Origin of the sequence: Streptomyces sp. NBC_00576, from assembly GCF_036345175.1 — a bacterium.
In the GTDB taxonomy this organism is placed as follows: Bacteria; Actinomycetota; Actinomycetes; order Streptomycetales; family Streptomycetaceae; genus Streptomyces.
The window spans coordinates 3,383,662-3,400,533 of record NZ_CP107780.1 but is presented as its reverse complement, the minus strand read 5'-3'; the positions used below and the strand labels follow the sequence as shown (position 1 = coordinate 3,400,533).

Annotated in this window: 13 protein-coding genes; 4 read left to right on the top strand and 9 right to left on the bottom strand. The window is 69.7% G+C overall.

The annotated features are described in order from the left end of the window. Positions 1 to 61 precede the first annotated feature (61 nt). The 7 genes from OG734_RS14085 to OG734_RS14055 form a co-directional block, all read right to left on the bottom strand. A complete protein-coding gene (locus OG734_RS14085; protein WP_330287838.1) occupies positions 62 to 1,192 on the bottom strand; it encodes a helix-turn-helix transcriptional regulator in 1,131 nt (376 codons plus the stop codon). Position 1,193: 1 nt separating this feature from the next. Continuing rightward, a complete protein-coding gene (locus OG734_RS14080; RefSeq protein ID WP_330287837.1) occupies positions 1,194 to 2,096 on the bottom strand; it encodes a DUF4097 family beta strand repeat-containing protein in 903 nt (300 codons plus the stop codon). A 167-nt stretch (positions 2,097 to 2,263) separates the two neighbouring features. Next, positions 2,264 to 2,443, bottom strand: coding sequence for a DUF6104 family protein (locus tag OG734_RS14075; RefSeq protein ID WP_003992906.1), 180 nt, complete (start codon positions 2,441 to 2,443; stop codon positions 2,264 to 2,266). Between the two features lie 274 nt (positions 2,444 to 2,717). After that, entirely contained in the window at positions 2,718 to 6,524 is a 3,807-nt protein-coding gene (locus OG734_RS14070) for a multifunctional oxoglutarate decarboxylase/oxoglutarate dehydrogenase thiamine pyrophosphate-binding subunit/dihydrolipoyllysine-residue succinyltransferase subunit (protein WP_330287836.1), read from the bottom strand. A 315-nt stretch (positions 6,525 to 6,839) separates the two neighbouring features. Then, entirely contained in the window at positions 6,840 to 7,952 is a 1,113-nt protein-coding gene (locus tag OG734_RS14065) for a HAMP domain-containing sensor histidine kinase (protein WP_330287835.1), read from the bottom strand. Then, the gene (locus tag OG734_RS14060; protein WP_006383578.1) at positions 7,949 to 8,686 is read right to left on the bottom strand and encodes a response regulator transcription factor; all 738 of its coding nucleotides are present in this window, start codon (positions 8,684 to 8,686) and stop codon (positions 7,949 to 7,951) included. The genes OG734_RS14065 and OG734_RS14060 overlap by 4 nt, the downstream gene beginning before the upstream one ends. A gap of 144 nt (positions 8,687 to 8,830) precedes the next feature. Next, the gene (locus OG734_RS14055; protein WP_330287834.1) at positions 8,831 to 9,526 is read right to left on the bottom strand and encodes a spermidine synthase; all 696 of its coding nucleotides are present in this window, start codon (positions 9,524 to 9,526) and stop codon (positions 8,831 to 8,833) included. 149 nt (positions 9,527 to 9,675) lie between these two features. Between OG734_RS14055 and OG734_RS14050 the strand changes: the two genes are divergently transcribed. After that, positions 9,676 to 10,482 carry a rhomboid-like protein gene (locus OG734_RS14050; protein WP_330287833.1) on the top strand — a complete coding sequence of 269 codons (807 nt, stop codon included), beginning with the start codon at positions 9,676 to 9,678 and terminating at the stop codon, positions 10,480 to 10,482. Positions 10,483 to 10,571: 89 nt separating this feature from the next. Then, positions 10,572 to 11,714: a hypothetical protein gene (locus tag OG734_RS14045; protein WP_330287832.1), complete on the top strand. Its 1,143-nt coding sequence runs from the start codon at positions 10,572 to 10,574 to the stop codon at positions 11,712 to 11,714. Here OG734_RS14045 and OG734_RS14040 read toward each other — a convergent pair. Next, on the bottom strand, positions 11,644 to 12,387 hold the full coding sequence (locus tag OG734_RS14040) for a GNAT family N-acetyltransferase (protein ID WP_330287831.1): 744 nt from the start codon (positions 12,385 to 12,387) through the stop codon (positions 11,644 to 11,646). The two genes, OG734_RS14045 and OG734_RS14040, sit on opposite strands and share 71 nt — an antisense overlap. Positions 12,388 to 12,564: 177 nt before the next feature. Between OG734_RS14040 and lon the strand changes: the two genes are divergently transcribed. Together lon and OG734_RS14030 are read left to right on the top strand one after the other, a co-directional pair. Next, positions 12,565 to 14,979, top strand: coding sequence for an endopeptidase La (gene lon / locus OG734_RS14035; RefSeq protein ID WP_330287830.1), 2,415 nt, complete (start codon positions 12,565 to 12,567; stop codon positions 14,977 to 14,979). A 189-nt stretch (positions 14,980 to 15,168) separates the two neighbouring features. Beyond that, on the top strand, positions 15,169 to 15,672 hold the full coding sequence (locus tag OG734_RS14030; protein WP_330287829.1) for a MarR family winged helix-turn-helix transcriptional regulator: 504 nt from the start codon (positions 15,169 to 15,171) through the stop codon (positions 15,670 to 15,672). Positions 15,673 to 15,717: 45 nt separating this feature from the next. Here the strand turns inward: OG734_RS14030 and OG734_RS14025 are convergent, their stop codons facing one another. Then, a complete protein-coding gene (locus OG734_RS14025) occupies positions 15,718 to 16,509 on the bottom strand; it encodes a hypothetical protein (RefSeq protein ID WP_330287828.1) in 792 nt (263 codons plus the stop codon). Positions 16,510 to 16,872 lie beyond the last annotated feature (363 nt).

Sequence of the window (16,872 nt, the reverse complement as noted above, 5' to 3'; positions counted from 1 at the left end):
GGCCCCGCGCCCTGGCCGCACCCCCCTCTCGCTCCGACTGTCACTCCCCCTCCTCCTCCCTTCACACCTTCGGTGTCCGTAGTTCCGCCCCCACCAGAGCCGCCGCCGCTGACAAGTGGCGGCGGATCTCGTGGAGTTGGGGTTCCGTGACGCCGTGGTCGCGGGCCGTGTCGCGGATGTCGTCGCGGAAGCGGTCGAGGAGGCGGTCCAGGTCGCGGGCCGGGTCGCCGGTGGGCGTCTCGTGGGCCCAAGGCGGTTCGTAGCCGGCCGGGAAGTCCGGGGGGGTGTCTGTGTACTCCGGACGTTCCGGGTGTTCCGGGTGTTCCGGGTGAGCCGGTTCCCGGGTCGCGGAGGGCGTGGTGGCGCCGGGGCGGGGGAAGCCGAAGTCCTTGCCCAGGCCCTGGCCGATGTCCTTGCCCAGGTTCTTGCCGAAGTCCTTTCCGAACTCGCCGAACTCCTTGGCCAGTTCGGTCAGGCCCTCCCGGACCCCCGTCGGCCAGTCGCCCCTGCTGAAGTGCTCCTGGACCTGTTCCTGAACGCGCCTGGCGATGCGCTGCACTTCCTCCTGGGCCTGGGCGCGGGCGTGGTCCTGGGCCTCCTTGGCCTGGCGCCTGGCCCGCTGGGCCTCCTCGCGGGCCCGGCGGCTCTCGTCCTTCGCGCGCCGGGCCTGCTCCTTCCACTCCTGCTTGGCGCGCCGCATCTCCTCCTTCGCGACACGCCACGCCTCCTTGTCACCGACGTCCGAGTGGTCCCCGTTCTCCCCGTGGTCCCCGAACGGAGCGCTCCGCCCGGCCCCGGGGCCTCTGCGGGCCTCGCTCGCCGCCGCGCGCACCTCCCGGCGCAGGTCGCCCGCCGCGCCCCGGACGTCGGCCCGGATCTCGGCGGCGAGTTCGGCGACCGAGTCGCGGATCTCCAGTTCCAGGTCGGCCAGTTCACCGCTGCGGTCGGCCAGTTCGGCGCGACCCGCGTCCGTGATGGAGTACACCTTCCGGCCGCCCTCGGTGGTGTACGTGACCAGGCCCTCAGCCTCCAGCTTGGCCAGGCGGGGGTACACGGTGCCCGCCGACGGGGCGTACAGCCCCTGGAAGCGTTCTTCCAGAAGGCGGATCACCTCGTAGCCGTGGCGAGGGGCCTCGTCCAGCAGCTTCAGCAGGTAGAGGCGCAGGCGGCCGTGGGCGAAGACGGGAGGCATGTCAGAGCACCTTCTTGTTCGTCGGACCGGAAGCGTCCGCCGGGGCCGACTGGTTCTCGGTGGACAGGGTGGAGTCGGTCGGCTCGTCCTCCCGCTGGGGGCGGCGGAGCAGGGCGATCGAACCGGAGACCGTCGTCGCCCGGAGCTTGCCCGTGCCCGCGCCCAGGCGACCCGTGACGCGGTGGGCGCCCCACTGGCCGTGGACGCGGAGGTCGTCGAAGGCGTTCGAGATCTTGCCGCTCGCCGTGTTCGCCTCCACCTCGGCGTCCGCCGGATGCGGGAGCCGGATGGCGATCTCGCCCGAGACGTTCGTCAGCTGTACGTCCGTCGGGCCCTCGGGGTCGAGGTCGACGATCATGGAACCGCTCACCGACTCGGCGCGCACGGACGGTCCGGAGCCCTCGACGACGGTGAGGTCGCCGGAGACGGAGTTGAAGCGAAGGTCGCCCGTGACCGCCTGGGCCTCCAGGTTGCCCGAGACCGTGTCGGCGCGGACCGGGCCGGAGAGGCCCACGAGTGTCGTGTCGCCGGTGACGCCCTTCACCACCGTCGGACCGTCGACCCCCGAGACCACGGCGCCGGCGCCGACCACGCCCACCTCGACGCGCGTGTCGGCCGGGACGGCCAGGGACACCACCGCGGAACGGCGCCAGCCCTTGCGGTCCAGCCATTTGAGGAGGCCCTTCCAGGGCAGGTCCTCGTACGCCACCGTCAGGACGCCGTCCTCCTGGGTCACCAGTAGAGGTGGGCCCTCGATTTCGGACACCTCCAGGCGGGCGGAACCATCGTCGGTGCCCACCACGTTCACTGTTCCGTTGACGATGCGTACGTGCAGGCCCGTGACGGGCTCGTCGAAGGTGAGCTTGCCGGGCTCTTTGACGGACCACTCGGACGTCGTGGACATGATGCGGACCCCCTGGGTGAACGGACAGGCTGAACAACTGAGGAGGCGACAGGGCGCAACGCGCCATATCGCGTCTTCTGCTATTCACGATATATCGCGCTCACGGGAAGTCAAGACACCCGTTCGGGGGATCCGGCCCACTCCCGACCGCTCCGGCTTACTTCGGACTACTCGTCGTCCTCGTCGTCCAGCCGTGCCAGCCAGGTCGCCAGGCGCTCCACCGGTACTTCGAAGTCGGGATTGAGGTCGACGAAGGTACGCAGCTGCTCGGCGAGCCACTCGAAGGTGACCTCCTCCTCGCCGCGCCGCTTTTCCAGTTCTTCGATGCCTCGGTCGGTGAAGTACACGGATGTTCTCCTGGGGACTGCTCGGGATTGCTCGGGGCTGGTGGGGGCTGGATCGGGTCCGGCTGAGTGGGGAACTCTCGAAGTCCGGTTGTCGTGCCCCTCCAGGTTATGCGCACGCATCAGGGGCCCGGCCTGCCGGAACCGCCCTCAAAGCCTGGGCGTCCACTACGACCCACCCGGCCGGGCATGACGAAGGGCCCGGCACCGGATCTCTCCGGTGCCGGGCCCTCCCCGCTGAACTGCTGAACTGCTGAACCGCTGTGCTGCCGGAGGCCTACGCCTCGAACACCTCACGCACCAGCTGCTCCTGCTCCGCCTGGTGACGCTTCGCCGAACCCACCGCCGGGGACGAGCCCGCCGGGCGCGAGATGCGCCGGAGGCGTTCGCCGTGCGGGATGTCCGCGCCGACCGCCAGGTCCAGGTGGTCGATCAGGTTGAGGGCGATGAAGGGCCACGCGCCCTGGTTCGCCGGCTCCTCCTGCGCCCACAGGTACTTCTCGGCGTTCGGGTACTTGGCGATCTCCGCCTGGAGCTCCGCACCCGGGAGCGGGTACAGGCGCTCGATACGGATGATCGCGGTGTCCGTGTTGCCGCGCTTCTTCCGCTCGGCCTCAAGGTCGTAGTACAGCTTGCCGGCGCAGAAGACGACCCTGCGGACGTCGGCCGGGTTCACGGACTCGTCGCCGATGACCGGGCGGAAGGCGCCCGTCGTGAACTCCTCCGCCTTCGAGGCCGCCGCCTTGAGGCGCAGCATCGACTTCGGGGTGAAGACGACCAGCGGCTTGTGGTGCGGGTTGTGCACCTGCCACCGCAGGAGGTGGAAGTAGTTCGACGGGAGCGTCGGCTGAGCGACCGTCATGTTGTTCTGGGCGCACAGCTGGAGGAACCGCTCGATGCGCGCGGACGAGTGGTCCGGGCCCTGGCCCTCGTAGCCGTGGGGGAGGAGCAGGGTGACGCCGGACGTCTGGCCCCACTTCTGTTCCGCCGCCGAGATGTACTCGTCCACGACCGTCTGCGCGCCGTTGACGAAGTCGCCGAACTGCGCCTCCCACATCACCAGGGACTCGGGACGGGCCAGCGAGTAGCCGTACTCGAAGCCCATGACCGCGTACTCGGAGAGCAGCGAGTCGTAGACGTTGTAGCGGGCCTGGTCGTCCGCGAGGTACTGGAGCGGGGTGTAGTCCTCGCCCGTGACCCGGTCGATCAGCACCGCGTGGCGCTGGCCGAACGTGCCTCGGCGGGAGTCCTGGCCGGAGAGACGGACAGGAGTGCCTTCGAGGAGCAGTGAGCCGATGGCGAGGGTCTCGCCCATACCCCAGTCGATCGTGCCGTCCTCGATCATCGCCGCCCGGCGCTGCAGCTGCGGCAGCAGTCGCGGGTGGACGGTGACGTGGTCGGGGATGTTGACCTGGGACTCGGCGATGCGCTTGACGACCTCCTGGGAGATCGCGGTCTGCACGGCCACCGGGAACTCGGCCTGCGGGTCCGGCACATGGGCCTCGGGAGCCTGCGAGATGGCCTCGCGGACCTCCGTGAACACCTTCTCCAGCTGGCCCTGGAAGTCCTGCAGCGCCTGCTCGGCCTCTTCCAGGGTGATGTCGCCGCGACCGATGAGGGACTCGGTGTAGAGCTTGCGCACCGAGCGCTTCTTGTCGATCAGGTCGTACATCAGGGGCTGCGTGAACGCCGGGTTGTCGGACTCGTTGTGACCGCGGCGGCGGTAGCAGATGAGGTCGATGACGACGTCCTTGTTGAACGCCTGGCGGAACTCGAAGGCCAGGCGAGCGACGCGGACGACGGCCTCGGGGTCGTCGCCGTTCACATGGAAGATCGGCGCCTCGATCATGCGGGCCACGTCCGTGGCGTACATGGAGGAGCGCGACGACTCCGGGGCGGCGGTGAAGCCGACCTGGTTGTTGATGACGATGTGGACGGTGCCGCCGGTGCGGTAGCCGCGCAGCTGCGACATGTTGAGCGTCTCGGCCACCACGCCCTGGCCCGCGAAGGCCGCGTCACCGTGCAGGGCGACCGGCAGGACCGTGAAGTCCGTGCCGCCCTTGTTGATGATGTCCTGCTTGGCGCGGGCGATGCCCTCGATGACCGGGTCGACCGTCTCCAGGTGGGACGGGTTGGCGGCCAGCGAGACGTTGATCTGCTCGCCGTCCAGGCCCGTGAACACGCCCTGGGCGCCCAGGTGGTACTTCACGTCGCCGGAGCCGTGCATCGACTTCGGGTCGAGGTTGCCCTCGAACTCCCGGAAGATCTGGGCGTACGACTTGCCGACGATGTTCGCGAGCACGTTCAGCCGGCCACGGTGGGCCATGCCGATGACGACCTCGTCGAGGCGCGACTCGGCCGCGCTGTCGATGACGGCGTCGAGGAGGGGGATGACCGACTCGCCGCCCTCAAGGGAGAAGCGCTTCTGGCCGACGTACTTCGTCTGCAGGAAGGTCTCGAAGGCCTCCGCGGCGTTCAGCCGGCGCAGGATGCGCAGCTGCTCCTCGCGCTCCGGCTTGGAGTGCGGGCGCTCGATGCGGTCCTGGATCCACTTGCGCTGCTTCGGGTCCTGGATGTGCATGAACTCGACGCCGGTGGTGCGGCAGTACGAGTCGCGCAGCACGCCGAGGATGTCGCGCAGCTTCATCAGGGACTTGCCGGAGAAGCCGCCGACCGCGAACTCGCGCTCCAGGTCCCAGAGGGTGAGCCCGTGCTCGGTGATGTCCAGGTCGGGGTGCTTGCGCTGGCGGTACTCCAGCGGGTCGGTGTCGGCCATGACGTGGCCGCGGACCCGGTAGGAGTGGATCAGCTCGAAGACGCGGGCGGCCTTCGTGACGTCGTCGTCGTGCGAGGCGTCGATGTCCTTGAGCCAGCGGACCGGCTCGTAGGGGATGCGCAGCGCCTCGAAGATCTCGTCGTAGAAGCCGTTCTCGCCGAGGAGGTAGTTCGCGACGACGCGCAGGAACTCGCCGGAGGCGGCGCCCTGGATGACCCGGTGGTCGTAGGTCGACGTGAGGGTCATGACCTTCGCGATGCCGAGCTTGTTCAGCGTGTCCTGGGACGTGCCCTGGAACTCGGCCGGGTAGTCCATGGAACCGACGCCCATGATGACCGACTGACCGGGCATCAGGCGGGGGACCGAGTGAACGGTGCCGAGGCCGCCGGGGTTGGTCAGGGAGACCGTCACGCCGGTGAAGTCGTCCATCGTCAGCTTGCCGTCACGGGCGCGGCGGACGATGTCCTCGTAGGCCTGCCAGAACTCGAAGAAGTTCAGCGTCTCGGCCTTCTTGATGCCCGCGACGACCAACTGCCGGTCGCCGTTGGGCTTCACCAGGTCGATGGCCAGACCGAAGTTGACGTGCGCCGGCTTGACCAGCGTCGGCTTGCCGTCCTTCTCCGCGAAGGAGTAGTTCATCGACGGCATGGCCTTGATGGCCTGCACCATCGCGTAGCCGATGAGGTGGGTGAAGGAGATCTTCCCGCCCCGGGCGCGCTTCAGGTGGTTGTTGATGACGATGCGGTTGTCGAAGAGCAGCTTCACCGGGACCGCGCGCACGGACGTGGCCGTGGGCACCTCGATCGAGGCGTTCATGTTCTTCGCCACGGCCGCGGACGGACCGCGCAGCGTCACGAACTCCGGGCCGTCCGCGGCCTGGGGCGCGGGAGCGGCCTGCGGCTTGGCGGCAGCCGGCGCGGGCGCCGCTGGGGCGGGCTTCGCGGCCGGAGCGACTGCCGGAGCGGCAGCGGCGGGCTTGGGAGCCGCCGCCGGGGCCGGAGCCGGGACGGTCGGGGTCACGGGAGCCGCGGGGGCGGCCGGAGCCGCTGTGGCGGTCGTGAGGGTCGGGGTGGTCTCTGCGGCCCCCGCGGCCGCAGTACCCGCCGTAGCCGTGGGAGCGGAGGCCGCTCCGGGCTTGTAGTCGGCGAAGAAGTCCCACCAGGCACGGTCTACGGAGTTCGGGTCCTGGAGGTACTGCTGATAGATCTCGTCGACGAGCCACTCATTGGGTCCGAACGCCGCCGCAGGGTTACCTGCGGGTTCGTCGGTCGAGATGCTCGATGAGTTACTGGGGGACTGTGGCGACACGGCGGCAACCGCCCTCTTCCGCTTCACATGGTGGCTTCACAAGGTGATGGACAGCGGGAATCAAGGCTACGCCCCCGTGGCCGAAAGGTCAGTCCGGGTTCGTGCATCGTCGCGTAAGTCACATCAACAATCGTGTTTCGGGGGGTGAAATGGCGGGAAACAAGCGGGGTTCCGGTCCGAAAGGGACACTCGAGGGAAGCCCTGATTGTCGCCCGGGCGCACGAAATGCGCGGGCCTGTGACCAATCACACGTGTCCACGCGCGTCCGCCAGCGCGGACGTAGGTGGATCTTGTGGCTCCGCTTCGAACTTTACGTCAACTTGGGACGGATGACTCTCCCGGAAGGGTGACCAAAATCCGGCAACCCCGCTCGGATTCGGCCACACCGATCCGGCCGCCGTGCAGATCGACCGCCCAGCGGGCGATCGCCAGCCCGAGCCCCGTACCGCCGTCGCTGCCCGGACCGTGTGGCGCACTCACGCCGCCGCGGTTGAACCGCTCGAAGACGCGGTGCCACTCCGAGCGCGGGATGCCCGGACCCTCGTCCAGGATCTCCAGCTCCAGCGACTCGGGCGGCGTCCCGCGCCGCGCCTTCACCGTGACCCGGCCGTGCGCGGGGCTGTGCTTGACCGCGTTGTCGATCAGGTTGGCGACGACCTGGTGGAGACGCTCCGGGTCCGCGTGCGCGATCAGCTCGGGCGGGTTGACGTCGAGGTGCAGATGGACGTCGTTACGGGTGTGGCCGCCGGAGCCCGACGCGATGCCCGCGCGCGTGGCGGCGAGCATGTTGGCCTCCTTGAGCACGCCGGAGAGATACGGCCAGACCTCGAACCGGCGCTTGCGCAGGGGTACGACCCCGTTGTCGAGCCGGGAGAGGTCCAGCAGGGTCTCCACCAGCCGCCCGAGTCGCTCGGTCTGCTTGAGCGCCGTACGCATGGTCTCCGGATCGGCGGCCGAGACCCCGTCCACGACGTTCTCCAGCACGGCGCGCAGACCCGCGATCGGGGTGCGCAGCTCGTGCGAGACGTTCGCCACCAGCTCTTTGCGCTGACGGTCCTGGGCCTCCAGCTCGTCCGCCATGACGTTGATCGTCTGGGCCAGGTCGCCCAGCTCGTCCCAGCGGTTCTCGCGCACCCGGCGTGTGTAGTCGCCGTGCGAGATGGAGCGGGCCACCGCGTTCATGTCGTCCAGCGGCGCGGTGAGCGAATGGGCCACGAACTGCGTTATCAACAGTGTGGCGATCATCGAGAAGACCGTGATGAAGCGGAGCTCCGTCTTGGTGTGCACCGCGATCATCGACAGACCGGTGGTGATCAGCACCGAGACGACGACCAGAGCACCCAGCTTGGTCTTGATCGAGAACGGACGGACGCCGCCCCAGGACTCTCCCCCGGGGCTCCTCCGTGCGGCCGGCCGCCCTCGGTTCATGGCGTCGGTGTCTCCAGCGCGTAGCCGACCCCGTGCACCGTACGGATCCGTTCGGCGCCGATCTTCCGGCGCAGCGCCTTGATGTGGCTGTCGACGGTGCGGGTGCCGGAGGCGTCCGCCCAGTCCCACACCTCGGCGAGCAGCTGCTCACGGGAGAGCACGGCGCGGGGCGTGTTGGCGAGACAGACGAGCAGGTCGAACTCGGTGGGCGTGAGATGCACGTCCTCGGAGCGCACCCGCACCCGCCGCTGAGCGTGGTCGATCTCCAGCTCGCCCAGCCGCAGGATGCCGGAGCGCGGCGTCGACGCGGCGATGGCGGCCCGCTCGACCCGGCGCAGCAGCACATGCACCCGCGCGGCCAGTTCACGCATGGAGAAAGGCTTCGTCATGTAGTCGTCGGCGCCGACTCCGAGCCCGACCAGCATGTCGGTCTCGTCGTCGCGCGCGGTGAGCATCAGTACGGGTACGGCCCGCTGGGCCTGTACCCGCCTGCATACTTCCAGCCCGTCGAACCCGGGCAGCATGATGTCGAGGATCAGCAGATCGGGCTGCCAGGCCTCGGCGGTGTCGACGGCGGCCGGCCCGTCGCCCGCGGTCTGCACGAGGAATCCCTCGGCGCGCAGACGGGCCGCGATGGCGTCGACGATCGTCGGGTCGTCCTCGACCACGAGAACCCGGCGCTGGGCGCCCGGAGTCGCCGTCGCGCCGTTCTGGGAGGTGTGTGTCTGCTCCATCGCCCGCCCCTGAAGTGTGCTTTCCGGAACCAGTGGGGTGATTCCTTGGCTGCGCTTGTCCGCGCATGACTGCGATTGACGCACGACTGATCGGATGAGTGATCGGCGTCGGGAAGCAGAGTACGGGCAGTCACCGCATCAGGGCTATCCAGGTCTTACGGCGAGGTGGACGACGTCGGGGACTCCTCGGGCAACCGGGATCTCTTCGGTGCGTACTGCCCGGAACCCGGCATTCCGTAGAGTTTGCTCAAATTCCAGGGAAGGTTGCGCGGACCACACAGCGAGCACCCCGTCCGGCCTCAACGCCCTTGCACAGCTTGCCAGTCCGGCCTGCGAGTACAGGCCTTCGTTGTCCTCCGTGACGGTCCAGCCGGGCCCGTTGTCGATGTCGAGACACAGCGCGTCAAATGTGGCGTAGGTCTCATTGACGTAATTCACGAGGTCGGCTGCCACGACCTCGGTACGGGGGTCTGCGAGGGCGTCGGAGCAGAGCGGGGCGAGCGGGCCGTCCCGGTGCCACCCGATGATCGCGGGTTCACGCTCTACGACGGTGATGCGTCCCCAGAAGGGGTCGGCGGCGGCGTGCGCGAGCGAGAACCCGACGCCGAGTCCGCCGATGAGGACACGCGGGGCGGGGGCATGGGGGGCGGTGGCGAGGGCGTCGCGGGCGGCGTCGATCAGCAGGCGTTCGGACCGGCCGTCCGAAGTGTCCATCAGGAAGCATCCGTTGGCGATGATCTGGAGTAACTCCCCGTGGCGCCGCAGCACTACTTCGCCGTACGGACCCTCGCGACGGTCCAGGACTTCGGGGGCTTCATGGAAGTCGGTCGTACGGGTCATGAGGCCATTTTGGCAGCCGGGTGGGGGTCGGACGTGGCCTTTGGCGGGACCTGTCGGCTTCCTGTGAATCGGCCGGTGCGTGGCGCGGGTCACAGACAGCGGCATGGGTGGAGGCGAAGGGTGGGGCGAAACGGAAGGAGCGCCTCACCGTGGAACGGGCCGACGCGAAGGGTGACGTGACGCCGGGTTCGCCGGCGCCCTCGGGCATGCCCGTCGCGGAGGGCGGACGGCTGCTTGACGGGATGCCGAGGCAGCGGGGCCCGGTGGAAGCGGTGTCCGCGCGGCCCGTGGTCGAGGAAGCCGCTGCCCCCAGGAGGCGGGTCCTCCGCCCTTGGCGCGTCCTCCCCACGCCCACCGGAACTCCGTTCACGTTCACGTTCGCCGCCGTCCTCCTGGTCACGGCCTTCGTCGCCGAACACGCCGACCCGGCCCTCGTGCACGTCCTCCACCAGGGCTCCAGCACGGATGTCGCCCATCTCGTACGGATGCCCGTGCCCGTGCTGGTCGCCAGCGCGCTGTGGGTCGTGGGTGGCGTGACCTCGCCGTATGCCGTCGTCTTCCTCCTCGTCCTCACTGCGCTGGAGCGGCGGATCGGGGGGCTGCGCACCGCTGGGGTGTTCGCGCTCGGGCATGTCCTGGCCACCCTGGCGACGGAGGTGCCGGTGGGGCTCGGCGTGCTGGTGGGGTGGCTGCCCGGGAGTTCGTTGCACCGGCTCGACTACGGGATCAGCTTCGGGGTCGCGGCGAGTGTGGGGGCGCTGGCCGGGCTGCTGCGGCCCTGGCTGGGGTGGCCGTTGCTCGTGTTGTTCGGCGGGACGCTGGTTCAGGATCTCGTCGCGTACACCGATCCGATGACCAACTGGGGGCATGTGATGGCGCTGGCCATCGGGGTCGCCATGTGGCCGTGGGTGGGTCTGGCCGGAGGCCCGGGCAAATCACGGAAAGTGACTGTCTGACTACTCTGATCCGGATAGCCTGCCCGAGAAGGGTGGGGTCGGCGAGTGCGCGGTCCCACTGGAGGTCGATGGTTACCGAGGGGGCCGGTGTGGGGGAGAGGCTGCGTGTCGCGGATGTCGAGCGGGTGCCGACGGAGAGGCTCGTCGCGCTGATCACCGAAAGCTTCGACAACCTCGTGACCGTGGCCATCGCGGAAGCCGTCCACGGGAGGTTCCTCCCGCCCCGCACCGGCCGTCTGTTGCGCAAGGCGGAATGGCGGCTGGACTGGCAGGACGCTCTGCTGTGCGCCGGCGGAGAGCTTCAGGTCGCCACCGAGCGGATGCGTTACTCCGGCGACCCCCGACTGGAGGTCACCGAGCACCGGCTGGGCCGGGTTCGCCATCGCGCCCACGAGGCCGCCGTACTGGTAAAGAAGTTGCGGCGCAACGACTTCAACAACAGCCGGGAACGCAAGAGCGGTATGAACTCCCACCTCACGGCCCAGGGTTGGCTGAGGATCGCGTTCCCGGACGAGTACGCCGAACTCGTCCAGCGGGAGCGCGCCCGGCGGTTCGTGAGCGACATGGCCGAGCCGCCCGCGTTCCGTGACGTGCACGACGAGATCGCGTACGCCGTCGGCGAAGGCCGGCTCGCCGCGCCGCGCTCCCCGGAAGTCGACGCGCTGCTGGCTGCCGGCGACACCGCCGTGCGGCTGGCCGCGGCCGACGACGCCAAGGAGCAGGACGAACGCGACATGGCGCTGCGTCACCCGCTGATGCTGAAGCGGTGGGAGAACGCCCTGCGGGAACTGGGGGCGATGGCCGCGGACCGGGCCTGCGCGGAGACGCCGCATGCTCTGGGCACGCTCCCCGACGACTTCTGCACGCTGCCTGAGGCAGAAGCGGTCGCGGTACTCAACGCCCGGCGCTTCCTCGCGGCCGTCCAGCAGCGGCGCATGGAGTGCAAGCGGTACATCCGGCAGATCACCCAGGCGTTGCGCGAACGAGCACTCGAAAGTCCGTACACGAGGGCTGTGTCCGAGGCCAAAGCGGCGGCCGACCGGCTCCTCGTCGACGGACATCCGGCCGAGTACGCCTTCATCCGCGCCGAGCTGCGCACGCACGAGGAGCACGTCGGCTATCTGCCCCTGTCCCTCGTCAGCAGTCCGCAGCGTGCCGAGATCAAGCGCCGGGTCCTGGCCGCCCTGTCGGACGGCACCTGGATGTACTCAGCGGTGCCGGAAGCGCACTGACACCGGCCTGATCCGCCTTCGCCCCCATGTACTTCGCGCTCGTCAGAAACGCCTCCACCCGCCAGCCCAACGCCTCGTACAGCGCCCGGCCGTCCGGTGTCCCGGCCAGAACGCCTCTCTCCGCGCCCTGGGCGACGGCCTCCTGCGCGAGCGTTCGCATCACGAAGGAGCCGAGTCCCCGGCGGCGGTGCGCGGGGGAGGTCTCCACCTGGTCGACGACCGCCGTGCTGCCCGTCGGGGCGAGCTGGCCGCGGGCCGCCCAGGAACCGTCGGGCGCCGCGAGCAGGACGCGGGTCACCCCGGCGCGCGTCCAGACGCGGACCCGGTAACCGTCGGGGGCGGGCGGCGCCTCCGTGGGCGTCAGCGGAACCGACATCAGGTAGCCCGGCTCGGGATCGACCCACCAGCCCTCGCCGAGCCAGCCGCCGACCCTCGCCGGGTCGTCGAACACCTTGAGCCATACGCCCGAGCCGGTCACCGCGTCGGCCACCTTCCGGACGGTCCGTTCGTCGACGTCGTCGTTCACCGCGTCGAGGACGTGCCGGGTGACGTGCTCGGCCGTACCCACGTCGATCGTGTATCCCCAGGGCTCGACCAGGGGCGGAGATGCCCCGCGCGAGACGACCCAGCCGTCTACCCAGGCCCGCACGGTTCCGTCCTTGTTTCCGCCCACGCCGACCCCTTGTGTAATAGCTGTTATGCGTTAATGAGTGTTACGTAGATGACTGTAGGCGGGTGCCCGGCAGTCGCGGCAGAGGTGATCGCTCACGGCGAACACGCCCCGGGGAACAATCAACCGCCGCCAAGCATTGAGTCGGCATAGCTCAACTTGAATGCCGAAGGGGAGATCATGGCTTCGACGTCCACACCGCTCACACTGCCCGTGCTGCCGCTCGACGACGAGGTCGTGCTGCCCGGCATGGTGGTTCCGCTGGACCTGAACGACGCCGATGTGCGTGCCGCGGTGGAGGCCGCCCAGGCCGCCGCGCGTACCGAGCCCGGCAAGCCCAGGGTTCTGCTGGTGCCGCGCATCGACGGGACATACCCGAGTACCGGTGTCCTCGGCACCGTGGAGCAGGTCGGCCGACTGGCCGACGGGGATCCGGGCGCCCTCATCCGTGCCCTGGGGCGCGTGCGCATCGGCGCCGGGACCACCGGGCCGGGGGCCGCGCTGTGGGTGGAGGGGACGCGGATCGACGAGACCGTCCCGGACCCCGTGCCCGGTCATGTCACCGAACTTGCCAAGGAATACAAGGCACTTGCCACCGCCTGGCTCCGCAAGCGCGGCGCCTGGCAGGTCGTCGACCGGGTACAGGCCATCGACGATGTTTCCACCCTTGCCGACAATTCCGGTTACTCGCCCTTCCTCAGCACCGACCAGAAGATCGAACTGCTGGAGACCACCGACCCGGTGGCCCGGCTGAAGCTCGCCACCCAGCAGCTGCGCGACCACCTCGCCGAGCAGGATGTCGCCGAGACCATCGCGAAGGACGTCCAGGAAGGCGTCGACAAGCAGCAGCGGGAGTTCCTGCTGCGGAAGCAGCTGGAAGCGGTACGCAAGGAGCTGCGCGAGATCAACGGTGAGCAGGACGGCGAGGAGTCCGACGACTACCGGACCCGCGTCGAGGCCGCCGACCTGCCCGAGAAGGTGCGCGAGGCCGCCCTCAAGGAGGTCGACAAGCTGGAGCGGTCCTCCGACCAGTCGCCCGAGGGCGGCTGGATCAGGACCTGGCTCGACACCGTTCTCGAACTGCCCTGGAACGAGCGGACCGAGGACTCGTACGACATCCAGGGAGCCCAGGCCGTGCTCGACGCCGAGCACGCGGGCCTGGAGGACGTGAAGGAGCGCATCACCGAGTACCTCGCCGTGCGCAAGCGGCGCGCGGAGCGCGGGCTCGGGGTCGTGGGCGGGCGTCGTGGTGGCGCCGTGCTCGCGCTCGTCGGGCCGCCCGGCGTCGGAAAGACCAGCCTCGGCGAGTCCGTCGCGCACGCCATGGGCCGGAAGTTCGTCCGGGTCGCGCTGGGCGGGGTCAGGGACGAGGCCGAGATCCGCGGGCACCGGCGTACGTATGTCGGTGCGCTGCCCGGGCGCATTGTGCGGGCCATCAAGGAGGCCGGGTCCATGAACCCCGTCGTTCTCCTCGACGAGATCGACAAGGTCGGCTCCGACTTCCGGGGCGACCCCGCCGCCGCGCTGCTCGAAGTCCTCGACCCGGCGCAGAACCACACCTTCCGCGACCACTACCTCGAAGTCGAACTCGACCTCAGCGACGTGGTGTTCCTCGCCACCGCCAACGTCCTCGAAGCCATTCCCGAGGCCCTGCTCGACCGGATGGAGCTCGTCCGGCTGGACGGGTACACCGAGGACGAGAAGGTCGTCATCGCCCGGGACCACCTGCTGCCCCGGCAGTTGGAGCGGGCCGGCCTCGAAGACGCCGAAGTAGCCCTGGACGAGAGCGCGTTGCGCAAGCTCGCCGGGGAGTACACACGGGAGGCCGGCGTCCGCAACCTGGAGCGGTCCATCGCGCGGCTGCTGCGCAAGGTCGCAGCACAGCACGAACTCGGGGAGCGGAAGCTGCCGTTCACCGTCACGGACGACGATCTGCGCGGACTCATCGGGCGGCCCCACCACGTGCCCGAGTCCGCCACCGACCCGGCCGAGCGGCGCACCGCCGTACCGGGTGTGGCGACCGGGCTCGCGGTCACCGGGGCCGGGGGCGACGTCCTCTACGTCGAGGCGTCGCTGGCCGATCCGGAGACCGGCGCCGCCGGACTGACCCTCACCGGGCAGCTCGGCGACGTCATGAAGGAGTCCGCGCAGATCGCGCTCTCCTTCCTGCGCTCGCACGGCGCCGAACTGGAGCTGCCCGTGGGTGATCTGAAGGACCGGGGTGTGCACATCCACTTCCCGGCGGGGGCCGTGCCCAAGGACGGTCCGAGTGCGGGCGTCACCATGACGACCGCCCTCGCCTCGCTGCTCAGCGGACGGCTCGTCCGGACGGACGTCGCCATGACCGGCGAGGTGTCGCTGACCGGGCGGGTGCTGCCCATCGGCGGTGTGAAGCAGAAGCTGCTCGCCGCCCACCGGGCCGGCGTCACCACCGTGATCATCCCGAAGCGCAACGAGGCCGACCTGGACGACGTCCCGGCCGAGGTCCTGGAGAAGCTCGACGTCCACGCCGTCACGGACGTCCGCCAGGTCCTCGAACTGGCGCTCACCCCGGCGGAGAACCCGGCGGAGGTGAAGGTTCCGGCAGCGGCGTGACGGACGCTGCCGGTCGGTGAGGGCCCGGGTCCCGGAAGGGGTCCGGGCCTTCCCGTACGCCGAATCGGTGCTTGGAGGGACCTGGATGACATGGTCGCTCCGAGCCTGCGAAATACTGTCCGAGCTGCGGCGACGGCCGTGTACGACGGAAACTTTCTTCAGCGGCGAAACCGGATCAGGGGTGCTGGCGTGCACGAGGACGGGAACGGCGAGGGGAGCCTCGGCAGGCAGCGTGTCGAGTCCACGGCGCCCGGGCGCGGGGTGGAGCGGGAATTCCTCGCCCTGGAGCGCGAGTTGACCGTGTTCCTGCGGCGCGCCCGGGCCAACTCCGGGGAGATGGCCCGCGAGGTCCATCCCGACCTGGAGTCGTCGGCGTACGGACTGCTGGTGCGGCTCGACGAGTGCGGGCGCCAGCGTGCCACCGAACTCGCGGCCTACATCGGCGTCGGCAAGGCCACCATGTCCCGCCAACTGCGCGCCCTGGAGCAGCTGGGCCTCATCGCCCGCGAGCCGGACCCGGCCGACGGCCGCGCCTGGCTCGTCCACCTCACGGACGAGGGCCGCGTCCGTTTCCGTAAAGTCCGGGAGGCGCGACGGGCGCGGTACGTGCGTGAGCTGGCCGCCTGGGACCGCGTCGAGGTGGCCGAACTGGCCAGGCTGCTGCATCAGCTCAACCTCGGCATGGAGAAGTAGCCCCCGCCGCCCCCACCGTAGCCGGCAGTTCATCGCCGCCGGGCTTCACAGCTCGACGTAGACCACCGTCGCGTCGTCGTGCGTCTTGCTGCGGCCCAGGCGCGGTCGGCCCCCGTCCGCGTCCGCCCGCTCCAGCTCCCGTACGCGGTGCACCAGCGCCCCGGCGCCCTCCTTGCGTACGGCGGTGAAGCAGGCCGTCCAGTCGCCCTCGCCGAACCTCTCCACCCAGCGGGTCGCACCGTCCGTCAGCGCGGCCAGGGCGCGGACCTCGGCGCGCGGGAGCGAGCCCGTCACCGCGCGGGACGCCACCGAGGGATCGGCCGCCGCCGTGAAGAAGCCGCCCTCCTTGTTACGTACCGTCGCGTCGGCGATCGCGTCCGTGGCCAGGGAGGCGCGGGGGACACGGGACAGCCGGTCGTCCAGGTGTGCGGTGACCGTGCCGTCGGGGGACCCGGTCAGCAGGGCCGAGTCGGACAGGACCAGGTGCTCGACGGTGGCCGGTGACCAGCGGGCGAGAACCACGGTCGCCTGAGGTGTACGCGGGTGAGAAAGGTCACAGGTTTGCACGTGGGCCTCGGCGGTACGAGAGATCGCCGCCGCCAGCACCTCGGTCAGGGGCATATCCCGTTGCGAAACCGACAGTTCGGTCAGGGCGCCGCCGAGGCGGGCCGTGTACCAGGGGACGGAATGCAGACAACCCGTCCCGGTCCTGGGGGGAGTCACCCCGTCCAGGAGGACGAGCGAACCGCCCTGTCCGGAGGCGGGAAGTCCGATCGCTGCGAAGTCCTCATTGGGGCGGGCCGGATCGCCGGGCTCCGTGACGAGTTCAGTGCGCATCCGGCCAGTCTGCACGAGCCCTCCACAAGCTTCTCAAAAGGCTGGCAACAATTGCCGAAACAGCGTGTAGCCGCTGGTCAGTCGCCTGATTTGGAAGGGAATGAGCTACTCCGTGAAGACGTCGCGGCGGATAATGTCAAAGCCCGCCGTCCACGTCCAACCGGCCTGCCGGGCACGGTGGCAGCACAGGCCAGAGGAACTTGCCGCCAACTCCCGGCCGAGGTTGACTCCTTGATGTTCACTCCTTTGAGTGGCGGGTCAGGTGACGCGCGCTCCCCGCCCACCGGCATGGGAGGGTCGGGAGCCGGACCGTGCCGGGGAACCGGAACCGTACCGGGTGAGCGGCAGGCCAGAACCATCCGG